The 22,208-nt window shown below is 40.8% G+C and carries 23 protein-coding genes; 15 read left to right on the plus strand and 8 right to left on the minus strand.

The features are described from left to right. The first annotated feature begins 24 nt into the window (after positions 1-24). Complete coding sequence (locus tag OK025_RS20670) at positions 25-828, plus strand: HEPN domain-containing protein (protein WP_317666619.1); 804 nt, start codon at positions 25-27, stop codon at positions 826-828. Then, a complete protein-coding gene (locus OK025_RS20675) occupies positions 794-2,089 on the plus strand; it encodes a hypothetical protein (protein WP_317666620.1) in 1,296 nt (431 codons plus the stop codon). Before OK025_RS20670 ends, OK025_RS20675 begins: the two co-directional genes overlap by 35 nt. A 438-nt stretch (positions 2,090-2,527) precedes the next feature. Here OK025_RS20675 and OK025_RS20680 read toward each other — a convergent pair whose 3' ends face one another. From OK025_RS20680 to OK025_RS20695, 4 genes are all read right to left on the minus strand, one after another. Then, on the minus strand, positions 2,528-3,112 hold the full coding sequence (locus OK025_RS20680) for a Swt1 family HEPN domain-containing protein (RefSeq protein WP_317666621.1): 585 nt from the start codon (positions 3,110-3,112) through the stop codon (positions 2,528-2,530). Beyond that, entirely contained in the window at positions 3,105-3,743 is a 639-nt protein-coding gene (locus tag OK025_RS20685; RefSeq protein ID WP_317666622.1) for a DUF5343 domain-containing protein, read from the minus strand. The genes OK025_RS20680 and OK025_RS20685 overlap by 8 nt, the downstream gene beginning before the upstream one ends. A 55-nt stretch (positions 3,744-3,798) precedes the next feature. Continuing rightward, the gene (locus OK025_RS20690; RefSeq protein WP_317666623.1) at positions 3,799-4,569 is read right to left on the minus strand and encodes a nucleotide-binding protein; all 771 of its coding nucleotides are present in this window, start codon (positions 4,567-4,569) and stop codon (positions 3,799-3,801) included. Between the two features lie 77 nt (positions 4,570-4,646). Next, positions 4,647-5,048: a helix-turn-helix transcriptional regulator gene (locus tag OK025_RS20695; RefSeq protein ID WP_317666624.1), complete on the minus strand. Its 402-nt coding sequence runs from the start codon at positions 5,046-5,048 to the stop codon at positions 4,647-4,649. A 941-nt stretch (positions 5,049-5,989) separates the two neighbouring features. Here OK025_RS20695 and OK025_RS20700 point away from each other — a divergent pair. The 4 genes from OK025_RS20700 to OK025_RS20715 are packed head-to-tail and all read left to right on the plus strand — an operon-like array spanning position 5,990 to position 12,338. Continuing rightward, positions 5,990-6,364, plus strand: a complete 375-nt coding sequence (locus tag OK025_RS20700) for a hypothetical protein (RefSeq protein WP_317666625.1) — start codon at positions 5,990-5,992, stop codon at positions 6,362-6,364. An 18-nt stretch (positions 6,365-6,382) separates the two neighbouring features. Then, positions 6,383-7,738, plus strand: coding sequence for a TlpA disulfide reductase family protein (locus tag OK025_RS20705; RefSeq protein WP_317666626.1), 1,356 nt, complete (start codon positions 6,383-6,385; stop codon positions 7,736-7,738). Between the two features lie 2 nt (positions 7,739-7,740). Beyond that, positions 7,741-10,959, plus strand: coding sequence for a SusC/RagA family TonB-linked outer membrane protein (locus OK025_RS20710; RefSeq protein ID WP_317666627.1), 3,219 nt, complete (start codon positions 7,741-7,743; stop codon positions 10,957-10,959). A gap of 32 nt (positions 10,960-10,991) precedes the next feature. Further along, positions 10,992-12,338: a RagB/SusD family nutrient uptake outer membrane protein gene (locus OK025_RS20715; RefSeq protein WP_317666628.1), complete on the plus strand. Its 1,347-nt coding sequence runs from the start codon at positions 10,992-10,994 to the stop codon at positions 12,336-12,338. Between the two features lie 70 nt (positions 12,339-12,408). Here OK025_RS20715 and OK025_RS20720 read toward each other — a convergent pair whose 3' ends face one another. From OK025_RS20720 to OK025_RS20735, 4 genes are all read right to left on the minus strand, one after another. After that, positions 12,409-12,885, minus strand: a complete 477-nt coding sequence (locus OK025_RS20720) for a hypothetical protein (RefSeq protein WP_317666629.1) — start codon at positions 12,883-12,885, stop codon at positions 12,409-12,411. A gap of 47 nt (positions 12,886-12,932) precedes the next feature. Next, positions 12,933-13,547 (minus strand): MauE/DoxX family redox-associated membrane protein, encoded by a 615-nt coding sequence (locus OK025_RS20725; protein WP_317666630.1) that lies wholly within the window; start codon positions 13,545-13,547, stop codon positions 12,933-12,935. Between the two features lie 134 nt (positions 13,548-13,681). Next, positions 13,682-14,689, minus strand: a complete 1,008-nt coding sequence (locus OK025_RS20730; RefSeq protein ID WP_317666631.1) for a helix-turn-helix transcriptional regulator — start codon at positions 14,687-14,689, stop codon at positions 13,682-13,684. Positions 14,690-14,770: 81 nt separating this feature from the next. Then, on the minus strand, positions 14,771-15,154 hold the full coding sequence (locus tag OK025_RS20735; protein ID WP_317666632.1) for a hypothetical protein: 384 nt from the start codon (positions 15,152-15,154) through the stop codon (positions 14,771-14,773). Positions 15,155-15,342: 188 nt separating this feature from the next. Between OK025_RS20735 and OK025_RS20740 the strand changes: the two genes are divergently transcribed. From OK025_RS20740 to OK025_RS20780, 9 genes are all read left to right on the plus strand, one after another. Further along, complete coding sequence (locus OK025_RS20740) at positions 15,343-16,383, plus strand: hypothetical protein (protein WP_317666633.1); 1,041 nt, start codon at positions 15,343-15,345, stop codon at positions 16,381-16,383. A 101-nt stretch (positions 16,384-16,484) separates the two neighbouring features. After that, the gene (locus tag OK025_RS20745; protein ID WP_317666634.1) at positions 16,485-16,868 is read left to right on the plus strand and encodes a hypothetical protein; all 384 of its coding nucleotides are present in this window, start codon (positions 16,485-16,487) and stop codon (positions 16,866-16,868) included. Positions 16,869-17,250: 382 nt separating this feature from the next. Next, positions 17,251-17,895, plus strand: coding sequence for a DUF6266 family protein (locus tag OK025_RS20750; RefSeq protein ID WP_317666635.1), 645 nt, complete (start codon positions 17,251-17,253; stop codon positions 17,893-17,895). A gap of 71 nt (positions 17,896-17,966) precedes the next feature. Beyond that, positions 17,967-18,518, plus strand: a complete 552-nt coding sequence (locus OK025_RS20755) for a DUF6266 family protein (protein ID WP_317666636.1) — start codon at positions 17,967-17,969, stop codon at positions 18,516-18,518. A 14-nt stretch (positions 18,519-18,532) separates the two neighbouring features. Continuing rightward, a complete protein-coding gene (locus tag OK025_RS20760) occupies positions 18,533-18,976 on the plus strand; it encodes a DUF5675 family protein (protein ID WP_317666637.1) in 444 nt (147 codons plus the stop codon). A 21-nt stretch (positions 18,977-18,997) separates the two neighbouring features. Then, positions 18,998-19,378, plus strand: a complete 381-nt coding sequence (locus OK025_RS20765) for a hypothetical protein (RefSeq protein WP_317666638.1) — start codon at positions 18,998-19,000, stop codon at positions 19,376-19,378. Positions 19,379-19,838: 460 nt separating this feature from the next. Next, a complete protein-coding gene (locus OK025_RS20770; RefSeq protein ID WP_317666639.1) occupies positions 19,839-20,189 on the plus strand; it encodes a PKD domain-containing protein in 351 nt (116 codons plus the stop codon). A 171-nt stretch (positions 20,190-20,360) separates the two neighbouring features. After that, on the plus strand, positions 20,361-20,942 hold the full coding sequence (locus OK025_RS20775) for an RNA polymerase sigma-70 factor (protein ID WP_317666640.1): 582 nt from the start codon (positions 20,361-20,363) through the stop codon (positions 20,940-20,942). A 53-nt stretch (positions 20,943-20,995) separates the two neighbouring features. Beyond that, positions 20,996-22,189, plus strand: coding sequence for a FecR family protein (locus tag OK025_RS20780; protein WP_317666641.1), 1,194 nt, complete (start codon positions 20,996-20,998; stop codon positions 22,187-22,189). Positions 22,190-22,208 lie beyond the last annotated feature (19 nt).

The following is a 22,208-nucleotide window of genomic DNA, read 5'->3' on the forward strand; positions in this document are numbered from 1 at the left end:
TATTTGAATGAAATACAACAGAATATGAGAAACATCGATAAATATATAGAAGATATAGATAAACTCTGTGCCACCGGGAAGAGATTGATGATGTCTATGTACTTTGAAACAACGCCTATCGAAGCTGAAAAAGCATATAGGGTTAGATTGGGAGATAAATATGAGGAGGTTAAGAAGAAAATGCCGAGTTTCAAGTTTAAATATCAGGAATGGTATTCCGAGTCGAAAGTTTTAATCAAGCAGCTTCTACCTGACCGTTTTGAAGATTTTGTCAAGGCCTATGAAAAACCGAGGTTAAGAAAAAATGTTGAGTATGGAAATTACGTAATTGAAGACTATTTAATTGGACTCTCAGTTACTAAAGCGACTGGAGATGTAAAAGTTGGTCCCAGCGCAGCTGTGCCGGTATTTCAGCAGCAATTATCGATACTTGAATCCGTAAAAGCCCGTTTTGAAAGCAGATTATTTAATATAGAGCAATTAGTGCAAGCAGATTTGTTTGATTCAGAAGTTGAAGTAGCAAAACAGCTGTCAAAAAACAAATTATATAGAGCAGCAGGTGTCATCTGTGGAGTAGTTCTAGAAAAACATTTAAAGCAAGTTTGCATTGATCATACAATTAAGGTAGCCAAGTCAAAACCGACTATTAATGATTTAAACGAGCTACTGAAAAAAGAGGATGTTATAGATACGGGTACTTGGCGTAATATTCAGCGGTTAGGTGATTTAAGGAATTTATGCAGTCACAATGGAGAAAGAGAACCGAATAATAATGATTTAGAAGATTTAATAAATGGGGTTGAGAGAATTATTAAGAAAGTTTTTTAAAGCATCAGGGGCGGTTTCTGGGCCAGTAATTAATAGATCTGTAGTAGTTTTTTCTGGTCTATTTTCGTACACAAAGGATGAGAAATATACAATCCAAAAAAGAGATAAGCATTTTAAGGTTAAATGCAACTATTCAGATATTATTCGCAATCAGTATTACCCCGTTTTTCGGAAGTTCATATTAAATGATTGTTCTGATGATTATCTTCAGATAGTAAATGAAAATACTTATTTACTGAAGATAAATAATGAAAAGGTGATTGTTGACGATGTAAGATTGTCATTCTTTGATGATACAATTGGGTTGGGAATATATAGTTTCAAAATTCGGTTTGATCAACAAACTTCTTTTGGAGATACAATACAATTATTGAGAGATCTTAGAAGGTTTCAATCTGTTGTCTTTATGGGAAATACTAAGATGTCTGTATTAGAGTTTATCGAAAATAATATATTACGTTGTGAAGATAATCCATCTACTAATATTAAGTGTAGAATTAACAAATCGTCAAACACTTATAACTACAGCGGTGATAAATTGAAAACTTTTATAGCGATTGAAGTTGAAAAGTTTCCTTCTGGATATTCGCATGAGGAGGCTTTATATGAAATTGGTACTTTGACGGATTATTCTACATCCAAATCGAAGGTAGGACTAAACTCGCCAGCATCGAGTTATTTTGAATCTATCGTTTCCAAGAGGATATCCGTGTTCCAAAACTGGTCAGGTTTAGCATTGTTTGATTCTTTTGTTTTGATTGGGGAAAAAGATTACATGAAAGAAGATCAGACAATAAGTATGATTTGCGAATCATATTTTAAGATTTTCCTTTTCAATATTTATGTCAAGTTTTATCTCTTCAAGACAAACTCCGACCTAGAAGAAAAGGGTAACAAATTTTCAAAAGAACAACTTTACTCATTTCTTCAAAAATACGATCTGAAACACATTTCTTATAACTTCCTACCTAACCTAATACATGTTAAAATTAGAGAGGCTATGGAAATAGATTTAGAGTTGAATGCAGTACGGTCAAAAATTGAAATGTTAGATGGTTTACGTCAAGAGCGTTTCTCACGGAAACTAAATGGTTTCTTAATTGGTATTTCAGTTTTAACCATCATCTCAGTTCTCAATGATTTGCCAGATGTTTTTAATGATCTATTAGGAAGAAAACCAGATAATTTAAGACTGTGGGGTTTAATTATTATTTCGCTTATTTTTATTTGCTTTCTTGTGAATTTTCGAAAGAAGAAATAAAAATTTAATTGATTATCGAATTTTGAACGTAAAAAAATTATGCTTAACCAATCAATCGTAAATGGAGCAACTTGCGATCCTAATATCCCAACTTTGTATTAGATTTGGGAGGAGACTCAAACAGGAAAGTAATCCAATGACACAGTTGGTGTTACACTCTCGACACAGTTGACGTTACACTCCCAAATGCTTGGATATATAGTTCCTCAACCTGTGTAGTGATGCCTAACTATCTTTTCGCAGACCATTGGTTGCGTGCTTTTTTAATACTGAAATTTCCGGGTTGTATGACCTCTATCAGTCTCTTTTGCCTTGTCATTCTGAGGGTTTCTGGTTTCGGAAGCTTTATATTTATTGAGCTAACTTTCTGGGTCAGGTCCATTAGAAATGAATTGTGTAAGAAGCGATTGATCTACTTGACTAGGTGTTTTGACTTGCCTATTCCATTAAACGAAACCAATCTTTTACTGTTAATTCTAATCGAACAACTTCATCTTCTGCCAAAGGACTACAATGAGCTATTGGTCCTCTTAGTTGATTTAAGTTGGTCATGATTTTCTGAAAGGATCTTTGACCACGTTTGAACAAAACATCAAATGCCTCCCAATTTCCTGTTACAATTTGGCTTAGCTCCCCAAAAGTTGTATAGTCTATTTTCTCTTCAGATCTAATTGTAAAACCTGAGTCTTCATCTCTCTTTATATTATCTTTCACATTTTTTTTGATTGGTTCATTCACTTTCTCCTCCCACCAATTTTCACCATATTTTTCTTCCATGAGCTCGAGTATTAAACCTCGAATTGATTTTTCAAGACAATAAAATACCTCGTAATGTTCAGCCATATATTTTGCCTCTTTTCTAAAGTTCGAATCAAATTGTAGATAATAATCTTTCTTTTGAATTTCAGCTTTAGGATCCCGGCCCAAGTTTAAATCAAATTCATTTTCTACTTTATCCAAATGGTACTCTGCAAGTGAATTAGCAAGGCTAAATAATTTTATTTTGTCAAGGTTGTTATTCATTTAAAAGGTTGTTTTTTAGTGATTTAAAAATTGCGTCATAAATTGAAGGGTCATCTGTCTTAGGCAATACTAAGTTTATTGTGTAATTTAATCCCAAGTTTAGTTTACTAACTTGTTTTGGTTCTAGATCAACTTTTTGAGTATCATATTCATTAATTATTTCATTTCTATTAGTCGAATTGTATTCGCTTTCAGAAGTTTTTGATTCAAAGTTGGCAAACTCTTTCGCATTACTAAAAGATCTCAAAATCGCGGATACAGTGGAATTGTCATGTGGCTTACCTGTTATTTCTGTAATAAGTTTTTTTAGGTCCTTCTCTGGTAAATCATGAGCATATTCATTTCTAGCATATAACTCTTCATATCCAACTCTTAATGCTTTTGCCATAGCGGAACCTCGTGTATCAGGATTACGAAAATTTTTATATAGTTGTGGTATAGTTCCATCTTGATTAAGCAAAGTACATTTTTTTGCCCATGAGATAAACGATCTTTGATTACCACCAGGAAAGCCTAGTTTTGTACCTAAAAAATCGGCGTTAAAAGATTCAGGTACGCTAGCTTCAATAATTTTATTTAAAATTTTTGGCAGTGAACCTGGACTGCTCATGTAAGGTAATTCTCTATTCATTTTTTTATTTATAAATTTATAGTTAAATTCATGCGTGGTTTTTATAAGATAGAAATTAGATCATCCCAAGCTTCTTAAACTTCCTTTGGAGTTCATAAAATGACTGTTCAATGTTTTCATCTGAAAAAGGAATATATTGTAAACCTGCAATATTTGTGAATTCCTCTAGGCCGCCTTGTTTCAATATAATAACTTTGTCAAAACCGAGACGCCCTTGAAATAATCCTGCTTCATGTATTACATTTTGTCTAGCTCTAGATTTTCCCTCGGTAGTTTCATCCTCAGCAGTCATTACTAATATTGCAAACGATGAATTATCAAGAAACTCATTTAAAATATTAATTATAGTTTCGCTAGTTCTAGATTCCGCTTCAAAGGTAATCGTTTCGAGATTCAGTTCTTCATTTAAATATATCTGTAACCTAGCCCATAATTTGCTTCTGCCATGTCCGATAAAAATTTTCCCTTTTCCTTTAGATTTCAGTTTTGGCTTTGCTTCAGCCGAGCTAAATTCTTTTAATAATTCTTCCCTTGAAAGAAAATTTAATTCCTTAACTATTTTAGAAATATTTCTTACCGTTTTATCATTTTTGGAGGCTTCAATTGGAGGTATGTAAATGCTATCGCCATTGTCATCGCGATAATCAGAAAAAAAATCGTCGATTTTATCTGAATACATTGTAATCTCTATTAGGTTCGCAGGATCGGAATAATTAACCTCAGATAATTTCTTAACAAACAATTGGATTGGAGAAAAAAATGATAAATCCATTTTGACGCTTTCCCAAAGCGCTTCAGACAGTAACTGTAATTCTTTTATTTTCATTGTTTAAGTTGTCAATTGATTAGTACTGATAGACTAATTTGAGTACGATTTAACGATTAAAATTTAATTTCTTCTTGTCATTTGCCATTCTGTTTATTTCCTTCCGCTTTAGTCTCCGCATCAACAACTACAATATCAACGACTAGATTTTCCATCAATTTCGATTCAGTCCCGTCAGCTTTTTTCTTCGGTACTTTTTTATAATGGATTACTATTTGCTCATCTTTAGGAATTCCATTGGGAAAAAAATCATCCAAGCTTTTCAAACCAAACACATTCTTTAATATTCCCATATGGCGAAGGTTATACTTTTCAGGTTGGTCGAGCGATTCGCATTTACCTACAAATTTTACGGCAAAACCCATTTTTTCGCTCAATACTTCTTGTGACCAACCATTTTTCTCACGCAGAATTTTGATATTGCAAATCAATTCGTACTCTATTCGAAATATAGCTTTTGTTTGATAAATTTCAATCATGCAAATAAATTTTACGACCAAATATTTGGTCGTCTTAATCCTTGTTTGTATATTTTATATCCAATCAAGGATTGGTTATAAAATAGTTAACTAACTCCACGTAAGTGGCGAGTGAGTTGAACGAGCCTCTGAATCCAAAAACTAGCAACTTTAAATTCAAAGCGAGGCAGCAGGTTTAACCCACGTCTAAAGATATTGTGTATATTTACGCAGTCTTTAGGCAGGGCCTGTTGATTACCGCTTTGAGGGCTGCTAGTCCCTGGATTCAGGTATGAGACAGATAACCCTGCCTTCTGCATTTAAGGTCGTTCACATAAAAACCAAAATAATTATGAGAACGAAAACAAAAAACACCACCCATTATCCGCAATCGATCCAAGTTGGATTGACAAGGTATTCCCGTAAATCACTTTTAAAGAACATATTCCGCGCGCCCGAATAGGATGCACTCAATCAAAAACAGGCTGTAAAGAGCAATAAAAAGGGGAGGTGTTGACTTTCCTGTAAACGAAAAGACAGCTGAACCCAGTTCAGTTTAATTTTCCTTTTTTTTACGCCTGTCACCGACCTATAAATACCAAGGATTGCATTAAGGGGTAATATTGGTCAATGAAACAGCTTTATTTTACTTTTCCACCTTAAAATTAAGTAAATTTTCCTTGACTCCAAACTTTTTACCTTTAGTTTTTATTGCAATACAATTGTACTGTAGGTCGGTTTTTACTTCTTTCCGGCAGGGAGCGCCATAATTAACCCTATTTATGCTTTGAAATTGTATCAAGGCGCTTTTCGGACTTTTAATCGTATTTGTCCATTTGGCATAGGTCGCATTTGATCTGTGCAGTGACAAGCCTTTTTAACGCGAAAAAATCGCGAAGGGCAATGCTATGGCCTTATTTTCCGTAGTACCTCTGGTTTGTCATACTTGATGAAACTAAATTATGAACCAAAAATCAAGCAATCTGCTACCTTTTGAGCTAGCATGTTATGAAATATACGACAATGGATACAATCCATTAAATACCATTCGGGAGTTCTGGTCCCAACATACCATCACCGACTGTCAGGAAAGCCTATGGGCACTCTTTGAAAACTATAGAAAGAGTGAGGCGCAACAAAATTCTACTGATGTGAAGGAGATGCATACATTTTTGATGAAAATGTGCCGTGTATTGATCGCTTATTTCCTGTTGCATTTTCGCAAGATCGAAATCGATGCGTTAGCATTTGCCTTTGCAGAGCCTGCCGAAGTCATTACGACCGATCTGGAAGCAAAGCAAAGGATCCACAGTTTCTTTAACAGAATTTCAGAATAATATCTAATCCATAAGCAGATGATAAAATTATCAAAATCATTCACTGCCTTATTGGATAAGGTAGTACTTATGATGCTATTCGCATTGTGTTTTATGTTTAGTTTATCGGCTCAGACGCCCCGCAAGGACAGCGGGGCCAATGGGCTAAATGGGCTAATCGCACTCAATCTAGGTGAGCCTATACCTGATGCTGTCTGGAAAATACCCTTGGAACTCAATTATTTTGACGGCAAGAAAAAGATGGTGAAGCTGGCTGATTTCAAAGGCAAAGTGATTGTCCTTGATTTCTGGTCTACGGGCTGTAAAGCCTGTATCGAGGGAATTCCTAAAATGGAGCTGATACAGGATCGGTTCAATAAGGATATGGTCATCCTGATGGTCAATAGTAAACGCAATAAGGATACCCCACAGCGGATCAAGACTCGTTTCCAAAAATATAGGGAGGATTTTAATTACGTTCCTAAACTAGGTTCCATATTGGACGACACCATATTTACAGCACTTTTTGAACACAATACCTTGCCAACAACTGCTGTGATCAACTCCAAAGGTGAGTTTGTAGCCACGACTAATGCAAACAACTTGACAGATGGTAATATTGAAGCCTGGCACAAAGGTGTAAAAGGAAATATCAAAAGCAAAGGAATCTATTACAACACCGGTGGAGAAGGAAGAGGAGGTGGTGGATCATTATTTGACACAACAAGCACCTATTATTATTCCGCATTTGCTAAACAAAGGGATAATTTTTTGGATGATTATCCAAATACAGATTATAGAGATGGAACGACCTATTTACGGATCGGAAACCATACCCTAAGCTTTATGCTGACGTATGCATTCCCATTGGAGATGAAGGACTATAGTGTGAGGAATGCTTACTATGCGCCTGGATTAGGAATAGACTTTAAGCTCAAATTGATTAAAGAAAGGTATTGGTACGAATATTTTAATCGGGATTCGGTGACCAAAAAGGTGATTCGGGAGGTTTATAGAAAAGATTTTGTCCACTTTTTTAAAATTGCCGTAGAAAGGCGAAAAGATACAGTCGAATGCTACAAAGTATCTTACACACCTGCATTTGAAAAGTTAAAGACAAAACACAACATGGTCATATCCAAAGCGAGCTCGCCCGATAATGAATCTTATGCACAAAAGATACCGATCTATAGTATTCTGTCTGGCCTGTCTTATGCTTTTGAAGTACCTATCGAAATCGATCAGTCGGAGATGACCCGTGTCGATATAACAATTCCCGCTGGTTTTATCTACCGAACCGAGAAGGAAAAGCTAGACTTTTTTAAAGACAAAGGCATTATACTGACGAGGACAAAGGCTTTTAAAGAATTTCCGTACATCTATCTCACCAAATAATCATGAGAGCATTATGGTTGACACTGTTCTGCAGTGTGTGTTTCCTGTTGGGCAAGGCCCAACAGGAGCAACGGATAGTGGTACAGGGTGTCATTATGGATAAGGAGGCACAGCATACCATCGCCGGTATTACTGTTCGTTCAAAATTGGGGAATAGAAAAACTAAAACCGACAGAGAAGGCAGATTTAGCCTGACAGGAATGAATCGGAAAGACTCGGTAATCGTCTCAGGTGTCGGTTACACAACCGTCACAGTTTCGGTAGATTATTTCTTTCAGAAGGAACCGCTATCGATAAAGCATTCTGACCAATATCTTGATGTCGTCGAAGTGAATACGGGCTATCAGACCCTTAAGCCCAATGAGGTAACGGGCGCGGTAGGTATTATAACCGAAGATATGTTGAAGCAACAGACGGGTACCAATATCATGCAGCGCCTAAACAATATGGTGCCAGCGATACGGTTTGACAATCAGCCCATTCAAAACCCGATCATTCAAAAGTTGAATGTGTCCATCCGTGGCTTGAGTACAATAAATGGACAAATGGACCCCTTGATCGTGTTGGATGGTTTTATCTATGAGGGCAATATCGCCAACATCGACCCGAACTCTATTGAATCGGTATCTATATTAAAAGATGCGGCAGCAGCTGCTATCTGGGGCGCCCGGGCTGGTAACGGTGTCATTGTACTTACGAGCAAAAAAGGGAAACTAGGCACCAATGAACGGTCGAAAATATCGTTTAACAGTAACTTTTTGTTCAATCAAAAGTCTGATCTGACACAGTTATACCGACTTTCAAATCAGGATTTTATTGGGGTGGAAAAAATGCTCTTTGACAAGGGGTATTATAATGTTTTCCTCAACAGCGTAGGCTATGCTGCTATGACACCTGTAATCGATATCCTGGATAAAAGAAAAAAGGAGCTGATCAGTTCGCTTGATTCGGCCAAACTCATCAATAATCTATTGCTGCAGGATGGTTTAAAAAACTATGCTGATGCATTTTATGAACGTCCATTTACACAGCAGTACAATCTGAATATTTCCGGCGGTGGTGCCAAACATGCTTATGGTTTTGCGACAGGCTATACCACTGACAGGTCCCAGTTGAATGATAGAAATAGGAAAATCAATCTCTTGTTTTCGAATACCTTCAAACCGATCAGTAAACTGCAGATTGACTTCGGGATGAATTATACCAATGCTTTATCCAAGTCGGGAAGACCTGATCTTACCGGCCTGACCTACAATGGAAAATCGGTTCCGTACCTGCAATTTGTGGATGATAAGGGGCATGAAATTCCATTTGAGAGGGATTACAGGCAACTCTATGTGGACCAGAAATACAGTGCAGGATTTTTGGACTGGTCTTATTATCCAATGTCGGAATATAAATACAGCAATACGGCTTCAAAGCTGACGGAGCTATACGCTACCTTTGGTTTGGCTTATCAGGTAAAATCATTTTTAAAACTCAGCCTTTCGGGTCAATATCAACTGCAGTCTATAAAGGGCGAAACCAATAGTACCTTGGAAAGCTATGATGCGAGATCAACGATAAATAAATATATTCAGATGGATGCCAATGGAAAGCTGACTTATCCTGTGCCTCAATCAGGTCTATTAAGAAATTCGCTGACTGATGGACAGTCTTATACGATCCGGGGACAGGGAAATGTTGATAAGCGTTTTGGGGCATACCACATTGTGGGAATCCTTGGTGCGGAAATCAGGGAAAATAGCCAGAAAGGCAATTCATTTACCGCCTATGGTTACAATGACCTGCCTTTGGCTTATGCGCCAGTAGATTATGTGACCTTATTCAAGACTAATCCTGATGATCTGTATCAGAATATACTCGGTGCACCTGATTTCTCGAAGACGATCAATAGATACATATCTACCTTTGCCAATTTTTCAACTATTTGGAAGGAAAAATATGCTCTATCCGCTTCGCTCAGACAGGATGGAGCAAATATATTCGGTGCTTTGACCAACGACAAGTGGTCGCCCTTGTGGTCGGTTGGCGGTTTCTGGGAATTGGGTAAAGAGCATTTTATGAAGAGCAGCTGGATAGATATGCTAAAGCTGAGAGCAGCTTATGGTTACAGTGGAAATGTTGATGTTTCAAAAACACCACAGCCTGTTGCCAATGTGCAGACGGATGCGTACACGAAATATCGGATCCTCAATATTTCCAAACTCAATGACCCGTCATTACGCTGGGAAAAAGTAGGTACGATAAACTTTGGTTTGGATTATAGCTTCTTGAATGGTCGTATCAGTGGTGTTGTAGATTATTATGTAAAATCGGGTAAGGATCTTTATGGTTCTACAGAATATGATTACACGACTTGGGGAGCAAGTAATGTGGTCACGAAGAATGTAGCGTCTATGAAAGGTAATGGACTCGATATCAGTATCAGTTCAAAGAATACACTGACAGGTGTAAAATGGGATACGCGGTTAAATCTCAGTACAAATTCCAACAAGACAACGGCTTACTATAAATCCTTGAATCAGGGGGTATTGAGTTTTCTAGGAAACGGCAACAAAATAACTCCTCTTGTGGGCATGCCGCTGAATGCGATCGCCGCATACCGTTGGGCAGGACTGAACGAACAAGGGATAGCTCAGGGCTATGTCAATGGTGAAAAGAGTACCGATTATTCCAAAATCCGGTCAGCTTCTGTGGAAGCATCCACTAGCGATGGAAGTATCCGTTTCTTTGGCTCTGCCAAGCCACAGGTGTTTGGAAATTTGATCAACAGTTTTTCATGGCATGAATTCTCCCTCGGCATCAATTTAAGTTTCAAGGCAGACTATTATTTCTTAAAACCTGCAACTTCTTATTTTAACCTGTTCCAAAGCGGAAATGCTTATCCGGATTTTGAAGATAGGTGGCAAAAGGAAGGGGATGAGCTGCGCACCAATACGCCAAAAATGTCGTACCCGCTCGTTTCGTCTGCAGATGCATTTTATACGCAGTCGGAAATACATGTTTTGAAGGGAGATCATATACGGCTCGAATACGTTAATTTCTCCTGCCAGAAGGCATTTGATCAAAAGGGCAATAAAACGAATGTAAGACTCTATGGAAACTTTGCCAATCTGGGCATATTATGGCGAAGTAATAGACAGAAAATAGATCCTGAATATCCTTATCGACTATCCCCGCCTAAGGTGTTCTCGATCGGAATCCAGGTAGATTATTAACAGCTGTGTTTACCTATTTTAATGTTTAAAAGATGAAAAAGATAATTATAATGATATTGTTATGTCCTTTGCTCTTGTTGTCATGCAACAAGTATCTGGATATACAGTCCAACAATAGGTTGGTCGTACCCAACAGCCTTGAAGATTTACAGGGGCTGTTGGATAACTCCAAAAACATGAATCTAAATTATGGTGGACTTGGCGAGCGCTCTTCCGACAATGTCTATATACCCCTAGAGAATCTAAATACCCTTGCGGTTGAATCAAAGGAGCAGTATCTATGGAAGGAAACAGTGTACAATTATGCCAACGACTGGTCTGCCATGTATACAACTGTTTATAATGCCAATTTGGTATTAGAGAAAATAGCGGATATTCAAAGAGATAGCGGCAATGGGCTCGATTGGGACCGTATCAAGGGGTCTGCATTATTGTTTCGTTCGGCGGCATACCTCAGTCTTTTATGGACTCATTCAAAAGCCTTCGACACGAATACCGCGAAAACTGACCTTGGCATTGTGTTAAGAGAGACGTCTGATTTTAACGTCAAGTCGGTGCGCTCCTCTGTCGAACAAGGGTATAACCAGGTGCTCGCCGATCTGCACGCTGCCGAACCATTACTGCCGACAGAAGCAATACATACAATGCGCCCCAGCAAATTGGCCGTATATGGCTTATTGGCGAGAACCTATCTTTCGATGCGCAATTATAAACAGGCGCTCGTATATGCCAATATGTATCTCGACATAAAGCACGAATTAATGGACTACAATGACCAAGGGGATGTAAAAGCTTCGGTAAATTATCCCTTCACGATTTTTAATAGGGAGACTGCCTTTTTTACTCAATTGCGATCGTCGACGGTGACAGCAGCTTATTCCAGTATCGATACGCTTTTATATCGGGCATATGGTACAAATGATTTGCGCAAGCAGCTGTTTTTTAAGATTACTAAGGGTATTATAAATTTTAAAGGGCAGTATACCGGTGCGCTTGCACTATTTGGAGGAATTGCGACAGACGAGATTTATCTCACTAGAGCTGAATGTCTGGCAAGAGAAGGGAAGTTGGGTGCAGCGCTGGCTGATCTTAATCTATTACTGGAAAAACGCTATAAAACGGGAACATTTATGCCAATCACCATGATGAATGCTACAAGTCTACTGGATACAATCTTATTGGAACGGCGTAAAGAATTAGTCTATAGAGGACTGCGCTGGATGGACATCAAAAGGCTCAATCTCGAAGGTCGAGAAATCCATCTAATCCGGCAAGGAGAAGATGGTCAAGTGGAACTCAAACCAAATGACAACCGGTATGCCATTGCCTTGCCCGACGATATCATCAGAATCACAGGTATGCCACAGAATCCACGCTAAAAGTAAAGGCGGCTTACTGGAGTAAGCCGCCTAAATTGCGATCAGTAAACCGATTGCACCAATTTTCGAACTATAAAGCTCTATTTATAGGATCAAATTGTGTTGCGTTAGAGCTGGCTGCTTCGCTGGGTAGATAGCCAGCTCCGGTTTCCGCTTGGATAGCCTCAATCTGAACTTTGGAATCATCCAGCGTACCGCCACTTACATCAGAAGCATCTACCTCAAGGGCACAAGCTGCTTCCGGCTCTGCGTTACAGCTCTGACCATTTGGCAAAGTTGTCCAATTGGATTCATCTTCCACTTCCGATTTATTTGTCGGATCACCATGGAAATAAAGCATCACGCTGGCAAAAGATTTGCCGGATAATTTTTCAACAGCTTTTGCGCCATTGAAACATACCGCGAAGGCTATCGCTAACATCATGTAGCCTTTGCGATTGAAGATACTAGTCATATGACTATCCTCCTTTCTGTACAGCAGACCGCTGTTATTTTTCTTTTTTAAATACTTTTTGGTCTGCGACAATTTGTGTTTATAATTTACCATAGCTTTTTTCTGAAACTACGGTCTGGTTATCCTATGCTGTAGCCGAATTACTTTAACCCCTCTACAAGCTCGCTCGGGAAGGGGGCGCCCTGCATAGGGTAGTCGAAAGCATTCTTCGATTTTCCTTTCAACAGCGCTTGAATATGACCAATGATGATAACAATAAAAAATAGGAGGAACAGATTTATTCTGTTTTTATAGCGCTTATTTTGAATACGTTGAGTTGTCTTATTTGACGGTTTACTACTGATGAAAAAACCTGCGAGGGATAGGATAAATAACAATGCGTTTATCCAGAGGTGTGTGATCCGGTTGACGTTGGTCAAAAAGCTGCTGCACATGCAAGGCGCATTTTTTAGTACGCCGAATACACCCAATGCGATGTAGCTACTGAAAATAAGAATCAAAAGAAGGCATCCTGACCAACCTAGATATTCCAGCTTCTTACTCGGCATAAAAAGTAAGACGGCCAAAGAGATTTCCAACAGTGGCATCAACCAGGAAAGTACAGGTACAAAGGCGCCAATAAGCGGTTGATGAACCAGTGAGAGTTCAAATGCATCATGAATCCATATTTTGTCCATGCCAACATAGAGCCAGAATAAGATCATTCCGCATCTTAATAGTAGATAAGTCCAATGGTATATTTCAGCTCTTTTCATATTATTAACGATTTATCTGCCGCGACTATTTCCTTGCCCACTCAGGCTTTCCTTTTTCGCGACCATCTTATTCCAAAGTTCGGCCTTAAATCAGCGCTAGACTTGGCCGAATCTGGAGAGTAGTATATACAGGCTTAGCGATCGTCTTGGATATACCGCTTAAAAAAATCCCTAGCCGTCATGCCCGTCTTCTTTTTAAAAAAGCGGGCAAAGCTGCTTGGTGACGAGTAGCCCAGTTCATAGGCTATGGTATCGGTGTGCATACCATCCAGGATATACTTCTTGGCGAGATCCAACATAAATGCTATCTTCAGCTCTTGGGGGCTTAGCCCATAATAACTATGGATAAGTTGATGCAGATAGTCCATACTTATCCCGAGCTGCCAAGCAATATCATCCAGTTTAAAATCCTGCCCATTTTCGGTCACAGTCTGCTTAATGATAGCATGGGCTTCTTTGGCTTTTAACTGGGATTCCGAAATCTTTTCATATTCTTCAAAGATCTTTTCCTTCGATAGATTGATCAGCTTCTTGATCCCCCAGAGGATATTGACCTCCGTGTCGAGGTCGCCTTTTTTGATTTTGGCCATAATGGCCTTCATCAGAAAAATAGTTATGGTTCCTATACGAAAATCGATACTGCAGCATGTATTTGGATCTTTCTGCCGGTAAGCAGCTATCAATGGCTGAAGAAACCGGAAAGGACGCTCATTGCCGTCACGGAAAATACTGCCGCGGAAATAAAAGTTGACAATTGTATACCTGCCGGCAGGAATATGAAGTCGATAATCACCTGTGGATAAGTAGAAATAACGGCCCCGACCGGAAGAAATAGGATAGCTGACCTGCTGACTGAGATCTTCGAGCTGAATTGTCGTATTGTTAGCCATGACATAGAAACTGTGGATATCTGGATATTTTACCTGTAAGGAGATCACAATATCGCTCGGTATATGAAGCTCCAAAAGATTGATAAAGCCGAGCAGTCCATCAAACTGCTGCAGGCAGGCCTGCCCATGTTGATTTTCATACAGTTGAAAATCCGCATTGGGCATACTTAGCCGAGGGCGGAAAGCCCCAGTTTGGAAACTGACCGGCTCGCCAAAAAGTTGGGCAATGTCGATATGTAATGCTGTTTTCATAATTGTTTAAGTTCTTTTTATCCCACCGACCAGGATTTCGGAATGATCAGTGGGAATGGTGTTGGATAACGTCAGATTGAATTACCGCCTCGAATAGCGGTATGCAATCCGTATAAACAGTGGCGTCAGCAGCGCTATTCCCGCTTCATCTTGCCACTGTTCGTGGCCTTGAATGATAAGATCCTTAAATTCGGGATCTTCGTCTTTCTTCTCGTCCTTTTGAAATTGGACAGCCAATCCCCACATGGTATAATTAGCGATCGCTCTGCCGAGTTTGTTCTGGAAATTGATCGGCATCGCCGCGAGCTGTGCAAGCTGATGCGCCTGCAGATTAAAATTGTCTTTCATCCAGCCTTCAAAATTGCCGGCCAACGATTCCAGTTCTATGGCCCGATCGGCCATCGGTAAGGCGAGAAGCGTGGCCACTTTCCGGGCTACACCTGCATTGTCAAAATTTTCTCTCATACATGTAAACTTTTGACAAATGTTGAATTTACAACTTACTAAAACCAGTATTTCAAAATAACCGACCACATTTAGTAGGTTAATCTTTTTGTAGCACGCGAAATAATTCCGAACATTTGAGAATTTTGATTAATTTGCATGTTCAAACATGTGAATATAACCTAGCAATTGGCACTTGACGGACTCGTATGAAGCAGTTTTTAAAGCTATGCCTGGGAAGCTTATGCTTTTCCATGCTATTTAATCTGATCGGAAATAAAGGAATTAAACTCGAACGGTTCGGAACGTACACCTATAGCGTCTGGACGATAACTTTTGCATTGGCCATTATCATTGCGGCACTGCTGATCCGCATCGGTTTAAAAATAGCCTGGATAAAATGGCAAAAAAAATATCCCGAATTGGAACTGTTTAAGGATGGCAAGTTGCAGCTTAAGGAAATTCCACTTGGAGAAAGATTACTGGTGGTCTTTGCCACAACAGTCGCCCTGCTGCTTGTTTACCTTTGTTTTATCTATCTGATCGCTTATGCGCACCAAAGTAGCAACAGCGCTATGTTATTTAAAAGTTACCTATATCATTACATACCAAAACTGGGGATAAGTTGCTTTTTATATGTTTATTATGTTTTTAAAAAGGGTGACCTGTGGTGCTTCACACCGCAGCATGAAATCTCCCTGTTCGGTAGCCAACTTCCAGCAAGAGTAGTCGAGCTGGAAAAGATCGTAGAAAAAGTAGTGCCGGTGGTTCATCCCAGCGTGTTGGATCAGAAGATCGTTATCGGATCGCTTTATGATATTCTCTATGGCCACGCTAAATTTGAACCTGACTTTACAAGAAAGAAAGCTGTGCGCATGTTTGATGTACCGTTTTACTTTTCAACCCGAGGCGAGAAAGAAGTCATTTTGGTGGACGGCACAAGACGGAAAGCCGATCGCTTTATGCAGGAACTGGAGGCCATCGGACTGGATAAATGGTATTTCCGAATCAGCAGCAGCTGCCGCGTCAATATGATGCTTGTCCGCTATCCGGTAGCGCACAATGCCGGTAAACTTGAATTGCGCAAAGAGGTATTTGACAACCTGCAGCAGGCAATGAATAAAATGGATATCCAAAAGCTGTTGGTGGCAACGCAATGGATACGGAAAAACAAAAAAATAACAAAATTTTTGGATAACGTGAATAACCTGGAGCATAAGGGATGGGATTACCTTATTCCGCTCGACTAATGTATCCCACAAGTATAAACTTAGATAGACCGGGCGCAGTAGACAACAGGTCTGCCGTAGCGCTGGATTTCGGCGGTTAGTCGAACTAACCACGCCAATTTATGTTTTTTGTTAAAGGATCTCCTGATCAAAAGGAGATTACGCCCCGTTATGTGTCCAATGGGACAGCTATTCACCTAAAAATCAACTATTCTTTTCAACTAAAATCAAGCATCGAATATACGCCGTTAGAGGCCAAGTTGGACCGCATCATCGACCTGCTGCAGGAAGAGCACTATACGGAGCTCCAAAAGCTTAGCGGCACAATGACCATCCACGAAGTGGCTTCCTTTCTGAGCAAGAGTGTGCGCACCATCGAACGGCGCATCGCCAAAGGCCTGCTCAAGGCTGCCTACAAGGAGGGCAATGCAGATCTATTTCTCAAAAAAGATGTGGTGCAGCTCTATGTGGGCGAGTACAGGAAGTGGCCCCGTCGCATGCCTTAGCTCCGTAGCTTGTTCGTACCTGCTTCGTAAAGCCTTCGGCGCGCAACAATTGGGCACCAGCTATTGACCAGCCCTTCACCAGTATTTTTCTGTTCGGAGACTGGTGAATAGCTGTTGCGGAGCTGTACAGTATCTGTTCACGTTTCGAAGCTGGTACGGAGCTGGGCCGAAACAAAGGCCAATCTGGGTGCTTTTTCGATTGATTTTAGGCCGTCTCCGACAGGCCACCGACAAATCTGAGGGGACCGCCGACAGGTCTCCGCCAACCTGCCTTGCGCTCTTGACATCGGGCTATTCGATGTTGTATGTTTGTCGAAGTAAAGCAATACATACCGGTATAAGTGAATGCTTTATGTGGTCTTTAATTTAAATAACAAACAACATGGCAACAATCAACAATGGTGTAATCGGAAAGGCTAGTGGTAAGGTAGGCGCGGTGATCGCCTCATCCTGGAAATCCATCAACTACCTCAAAGGTTTGCCCAAAAAGCGGACGAAAGGCATGTCCGAAGAACAGCTGATCCAACAGGAGCGTTTTCTAAAAATCTCCAAATTCCTGATGCCGATCACGCCAATCCTGCAGGTCGGATTTGGCCTCGCCAAAAGCGATAAGATGACGCCAAATAATGTAGCGCTGCAGCAGAATATCGCCCAGGCGATAAGCGGTACTTATCCAAACTTTAGCTTGGATTACAGCAAGATCGAAATCAGTACGGGCTCTTACCTCAATGGCGGTTCAATGGAGGCGGCAGTAGGTGCCGGAATTGTATCGCTCTCCTGGGATACCGCCCTAAGTACCCTTTACAAGACCAAGGCCGACGATCAGGTCATTATCTTGATCTACCAGCCTGAAAAGGACGAGTTTATGACGACGCCGACCTCGCCAACGCGCGCTAGCGGGACGGTAGACATTCAGATTCCCTCGCATCTGCTGGGCGGTAAGGCGCATGTCTGGATCTTCTTTACGGACCGCAAAGCCGAAAAAGTATCCAAAAGTACTTACCTGGGCGAATTTGACCTGGCTTAGCCTTTAGGGTATGAATTGAACGGGAGGAACCTTGTGCTCCTCCTGATTTGTAAACAAAAACGATAAAAGCGATGCAGGTAATTTCAGAGTTCAAAAAGCAGGCTAAAGATCCGACACGGAAACAGGCCGCACAGGAGCGCTTTCGGCTGGCACGACGGTTTTTAAATCCGCTATATCCACTCATCATCAGCGGTTATGCCCAACGCAATAGTTCGGTACACGCGGCTTTTGGTCGGGCCATGTCGCATACCCTCACCAATGTGATACAGGGGGAGTTTCCGCATTTTAAGGTAGTGGCACCGCTGGCCAAAATCAGCAATGGTATGCTCTCGCCAGTTGTGGTCGATACATGCCTGCGTACGGCGAATAGCATTGAGTTAACCTGGAATAGGTCTCCAGCCATTAGGGATTATAGTCAATGGGACGATCAGGTCATTCTCTGTGCTTACGACGTTGTTGGCGGACAGGCCGCCATCAATGAGCAGCTGGTCCTGCGGAAGGATGCCCACATGATCATCGAGCTGCCGTCTATCCTGTATGACAGGCCCGTACATCTGTACCTGTTTCTACACGATCGTGATAAAAAGCTGTACTCCAGAAGTCAATACCTCGGTCTTTTATAAGTTAAATCTTGCGTATGAAATCAACGATAAAAGTACTTCGCACAAAACAGGGTAAGCATAGCACCCTGTCTGAAATCTACCTGAACAATCAGTTTGTCTGCTACGGCCTGGAGAATATTCCTCGCCCGGTGAAGATAAGGGGCGAAACGGCTATTCCCGCAGGCCTTTACCCGCTGGGCTTTAACCGCGACGGAGCAATGAATGGCCGTTACTACGACGACTATCCAAAGATGCACCGGGGAATGTTGGAAATACGTGATATTCCGAGTTTTAGCCATGTCTACTTCCACAAAGGGAATAGCTACAAACAGACTGCAGGCTGCATTTTGGTCGGTAGCCAGTACGTGCTGGAAGATGGCGATTACCGCCTGCTGGCTTCAGGTATAGCGTACAAAAAGTTGTATCCACTTGCTACCGAACTGATGGCCCAGGGGCTCGTCGACGTGCTCGTCGAATGAGTGGTACCCGCCGTCAGGCCATTGATCACCCTAAAAAAAATAAGCATGAAAAAGATCTTCAATAAAATAGGACAGGTGCTGCAGCTGCTGCTGACGGCGCCGGTAAAGCTACCGGGGAAAGTAGGGAATGTATTAAAATACCTGGCCTTGGGGCTTGGCATCGTGGAAACGGTGTTGGATGAGGCTAAGCCACAGTCGGAGGTAGACGATGGCAAGCAGCCGCTGGAAGGAAAAGATAATCCCGTCGACAGCGAAAGCAATCGGTCGGCATTGGGTGAGACGATGTCTTCATCGGTGTTGCCTACAGATAACGATCCTTCGGAGAGCGCGAGGGAAGATGAGTCCGTTAAGAACGGAACCGAAAATCCCGTAGAAAGGAGCGCGACGGATGAAATGGAATGATATCCGTATCTCGGCCATCGGTGGTACCATCTGTTCCATCTGGGCCAGCATCTCGCTGGGCGATGCGCTGCAGACCGCCCTAACGGCTGCCCTGGGGACCTTGGTCAGTTACGTGACAAGCAGGTTACTGGCCAAATGGACTAAACGCAAAGATCAAGAATAACATTGCGTGGCGCAATTTCAATGCCCCCGGAGCTAAAAACCTGGGGGCATTGAAGCGAGTTGCTTCGGCAGGAAAAACACCATACCCGCAGACCTCGGTCTAAGAAAGTGAAATTGCAACATGTTGACCTGATATGAGGATAAAAAAGTAAAAATCTAATACTAAACAAAGTTTATATATACTATATTTGCCAATGATAAGGGGAATGGAATGGTATGAATACCCCTTTTTATCGTTGCATTTACGGATACAATGCTTTTATTTAAATGCTTGAAATTTATAAACTATCTTAGTCGTATGAAAATTATTAAAACCTTTTGTCTTCTTAGTTTGCTCACCCTGTTTTCTTGTGGTAAAGTTGAAAAAAGTATAGTCGACTGTTTTGGAGAATCGATATTAGTTGACGTTCACCACAAAGCAGCTGCCGATGCAGCGTCAAAAATCGACTTTAATGTAAGCTACTCCGGCGACCATAAAATGGATACTGCCATAAAATGGGATTTCGGCGATGGAACGATTCAAACCTTAAACGGATTAACGGCAAGCCATACCTACAGTAAAGCCGGAACTTATACCGTTATCGCAAAGGTAGGCCTTAACAATGACGGTTGTTCTTTTGATATCAAGGAAACTGTCACCATCCCTTAGCTGTAACAATACAATAGTGTGTCATGATATTTTACATGCTTTTGTGATTATTATACATTCTTATCTAAGTTTCTTTTTATATTTTGCAGCAAATTTTTACAATTATAAATCTATTATCAGGGAAATCTAGTATAGCGTTGCTGTAAGGATTCCCGTCAAGCATCTATTAGAATGAATGTAGCGAAAGAAAAGGAGCGGCTGATAGCACTGATTCAAGGGGACAAAAAAGCTTTTGAATTATTATACGGCTTCTATCGTCCTCAGCTCTATGGCTATGTCTTTAAATTGGTTCGTTCCCACGAAGTTAGCCAGGAGATATTTCAGGATATTTTTATCCGCCTCTGGAAGCAGCGCGAACAGATAGATCCGCAACAGTCTGTTCGAAGTTACTTATACACCATTGCTCAAAATCTCGTTTACGACTATTATAAAAAGGTCGCTTCAGACCGAAATAAACTGGAGACATTTAAATTGTTTTATGCCACTGCATCTGAAAATAATATCGAAGAGCTGCTGGCGTTTAAAGAAGTCCGCGATCATCTCGATACCATCCTTGCCATCATACCCGAAAAGTGCAGGCAGGTCTATGTGCTCTGCAAATTGGAGGGCAGAAGTTACCAGGAGGTGGCAAACTTGCTCAATATCTCCATTTCCACAGTAAACAACCATATCGTAAAGGCTTCCAGTATAATTAAAAATAACTGGAAATCAGATGTTTTGTATTTATTTCTCTTTTTTTTCATTTTTCAGTAGTTGGTTTTCCGTTACGATTCGTAGTGCTTGTAATAATCAATTAAAAAAGCCAAGTGAATCAAGAAGATTTAAACAAATTATTTAAAAAATACATCAAGGGAAATTGCACGGCCGAAGAACTCGAGACTTTTTTCCAGTTCGTCCGCGACAAAAGAAATGAACCGCTTTTGTTTGATCTGATGCGTCAACATGAAATTGACGAGGAACGCTGGACAGCAGAGTTTAGGGAGCAGATGCAGCGTTCTTTTGATAAAACGGATGATTTCCTCGCCAAAGAACTTTTTCACCCCGCCAAATCGCCTAAAATTGCTTATTTGAAATGGCTGCCTTATGCTGCAGCCGCTGTATTACTGTTTGGTGCAACCTTTTTTGGATGGCAAAAATGGCAACAAGCAAATTTGGGCAGCTCTGTCGACACCCAGGTATATCTTCCTAAAGATCGTCAGGCCGAACTGACATTGCCCAATGGCGAGCTGGTCACACTGGCGTCGAATATCGAATCGCCCCGAGTATTATTTGAAAAGGGGCCGCTGCAATTGATCCAAAAAACTGGTGGCCGATTGGAAATAGTGGGTAAGGGGGATGGCCTCCTTGCAACTGAGCAGATACAATTGAAAATAGCAAAGGGTAAACGGATGCAGCTCTATTTTGCAGACAGCAGTGCCGTGACGCTCAACTCTACATCCCGCCTTACATTCCCGCTGGAATTTGCCGCACAGGAGCGGAAGACAGAACTGCTGGGTGAAGGTTATTTTGAAATAGCACACAATCCACAAAAACCTTTTTTTGTGAAGACGCCCACACAGCTGGTCCAGGTATATGGCACCAAATTTAATGTCCGCGAATATCCGGATGAAAATATCGTCAGTACAGCATTGTTTGAGGGAAAGGTATCTGTGCGCAAGCGGCACGGCGATGCTTATGGCAAAGCCGATTTCTTGACACCGGGCAAAAAGTTACTGTTAGCGAAGGATAGTCCCAACAACGAAAAAGCTGAAATAAAAAATGACAAAGAAATCAGGGGTTGGATCACAGGGCGTAGATACTATGACGGTGTTGCGTTAAAGACGATGCTACGGGATCTTGCACATGATTTTGACATCCGTATCGATTGGGAGCGCATTCCGGAACTGAGATTCCAGGGCACAATTCCGCAGGACTTTTCATTAGACCAGATAATTGATCTCATCAATCAGACGGCTAATATCAAATTATACAAAAAGGATAACCTAATAACCATTCAATAAAAAATTTATGAGAAACAAA

Source organism: Sphingobacterium sp. UGAL515B_05 (genome assembly GCF_033097525.1).
GTDB lineage: Bacteria > Bacteroidota > Bacteroidia > Sphingobacteriales > Sphingobacteriaceae > Sphingobacterium.

Excerpts from the sequence above, each read along its gene's own strand:
- OK025_RS20710 (WP_317666627.1), top strand. The coding sequence starts at position 7,741 with ATGAGAGCATTATGGTTGACACTGTTCTGCAGTGTGTGTTTCCTGTTG.
- OK025_RS20750 (WP_317666635.1), top strand. The coding sequence starts at position 17,251 with ATGGCAACAATCAACAATGGTGTAATCGGAAAGGCTAGTGGTAAGGTA.
- OK025_RS20695 (WP_317666624.1), bottom strand. The coding sequence starts at position 5,048 with ATGATTGAAATTTATCAAACAAAAGCTATATTTCGAATAGAGTACGAA.
- OK025_RS20760 (WP_317666637.1), top strand. The coding sequence starts at position 18,533 with ATGAAATCAACGATAAAAGTACTTCGCACAAAACAGGGTAAGCATAGC.
- OK025_RS20700 (WP_317666625.1), top strand. The coding sequence starts at position 5,990 with ATGAACCAAAAATCAAGCAATCTGCTACCTTTTGAGCTAGCATGTTAT.
- OK025_RS20690 (WP_317666623.1), bottom strand. The coding sequence starts at position 4,569 with ATGAAAATAAAAGAATTACAGTTACTGTCTGAAGCGCTTTGGGAAAGC.
- OK025_RS20680 (WP_317666621.1), bottom strand. The coding sequence starts at position 3,112 with ATGAATAACAACCTTGACAAAATAAAATTATTTAGCCTTGCTAATTCA.
- OK025_RS20745 (WP_317666634.1), top strand. The coding sequence starts at position 16,485 with ATGTTTTTTGTTAAAGGATCTCCTGATCAAAAGGAGATTACGCCCCGT.
- OK025_RS20730 (WP_317666631.1), bottom strand. The coding sequence starts at position 14,689 with ATGAAAACAGCATTACATATCGACATTGCCCAACTTTTTGGCGAGCCG.
- OK025_RS20740 (WP_317666633.1), top strand. The coding sequence starts at position 15,343 with ATGAAGCAGTTTTTAAAGCTATGCCTGGGAAGCTTATGCTTTTCCATG.
- OK025_RS20770 (WP_317666639.1), top strand. The coding sequence starts at position 19,839 with ATGAAAATTATTAAAACCTTTTGTCTTCTTAGTTTGCTCACCCTGTTT.
- OK025_RS20720 (WP_317666629.1), bottom strand. The coding sequence starts at position 12,885 with ATGGTAAATTATAAACACAAATTGTCGCAGACCAAAAAGTATTTAAAA.
- OK025_RS20670 (WP_317666619.1), top strand. The coding sequence starts at position 25 with ATGAGAAACATCGATAAATATATAGAAGATATAGATAAACTCTGTGCC.
- OK025_RS20725 (WP_317666630.1), bottom strand. The coding sequence starts at position 13,547 with ATGAAAAGAGCTGAAATATACCATTGGACTTATCTACTATTAAGATGC.
- OK025_RS20675 (WP_317666620.1), top strand. The coding sequence starts at position 794 with ATGGGGTTGAGAGAATTATTAAGAAAGTTTTTTAAAGCATCAGGGGCG.
- OK025_RS20775 (WP_317666640.1), top strand. The coding sequence starts at position 20,361 with ATGAATGTAGCGAAAGAAAAGGAGCGGCTGATAGCACTGATTCAAGGG.
- OK025_RS20735 (WP_317666632.1), bottom strand. The coding sequence starts at position 15,154 with ATGAGAGAAAATTTTGACAATGCAGGTGTAGCCCGGAAAGTGGCCACG.
- OK025_RS20755 (WP_317666636.1), top strand. The coding sequence starts at position 17,967 with ATGCAGGTAATTTCAGAGTTCAAAAAGCAGGCTAAAGATCCGACACGG.
- OK025_RS20705 (WP_317666626.1), top strand. The coding sequence starts at position 6,383 with ATGATAAAATTATCAAAATCATTCACTGCCTTATTGGATAAGGTAGTA.
- OK025_RS20685 (WP_317666622.1), bottom strand. The coding sequence starts at position 3,743 with ATGAATAGAGAATTACCTTACATGAGCAGTCCAGGTTCACTGCCAAAA.
- OK025_RS20715 (WP_317666628.1), top strand. The coding sequence starts at position 10,992 with ATGAAAAAGATAATTATAATGATATTGTTATGTCCTTTGCTCTTGTTG.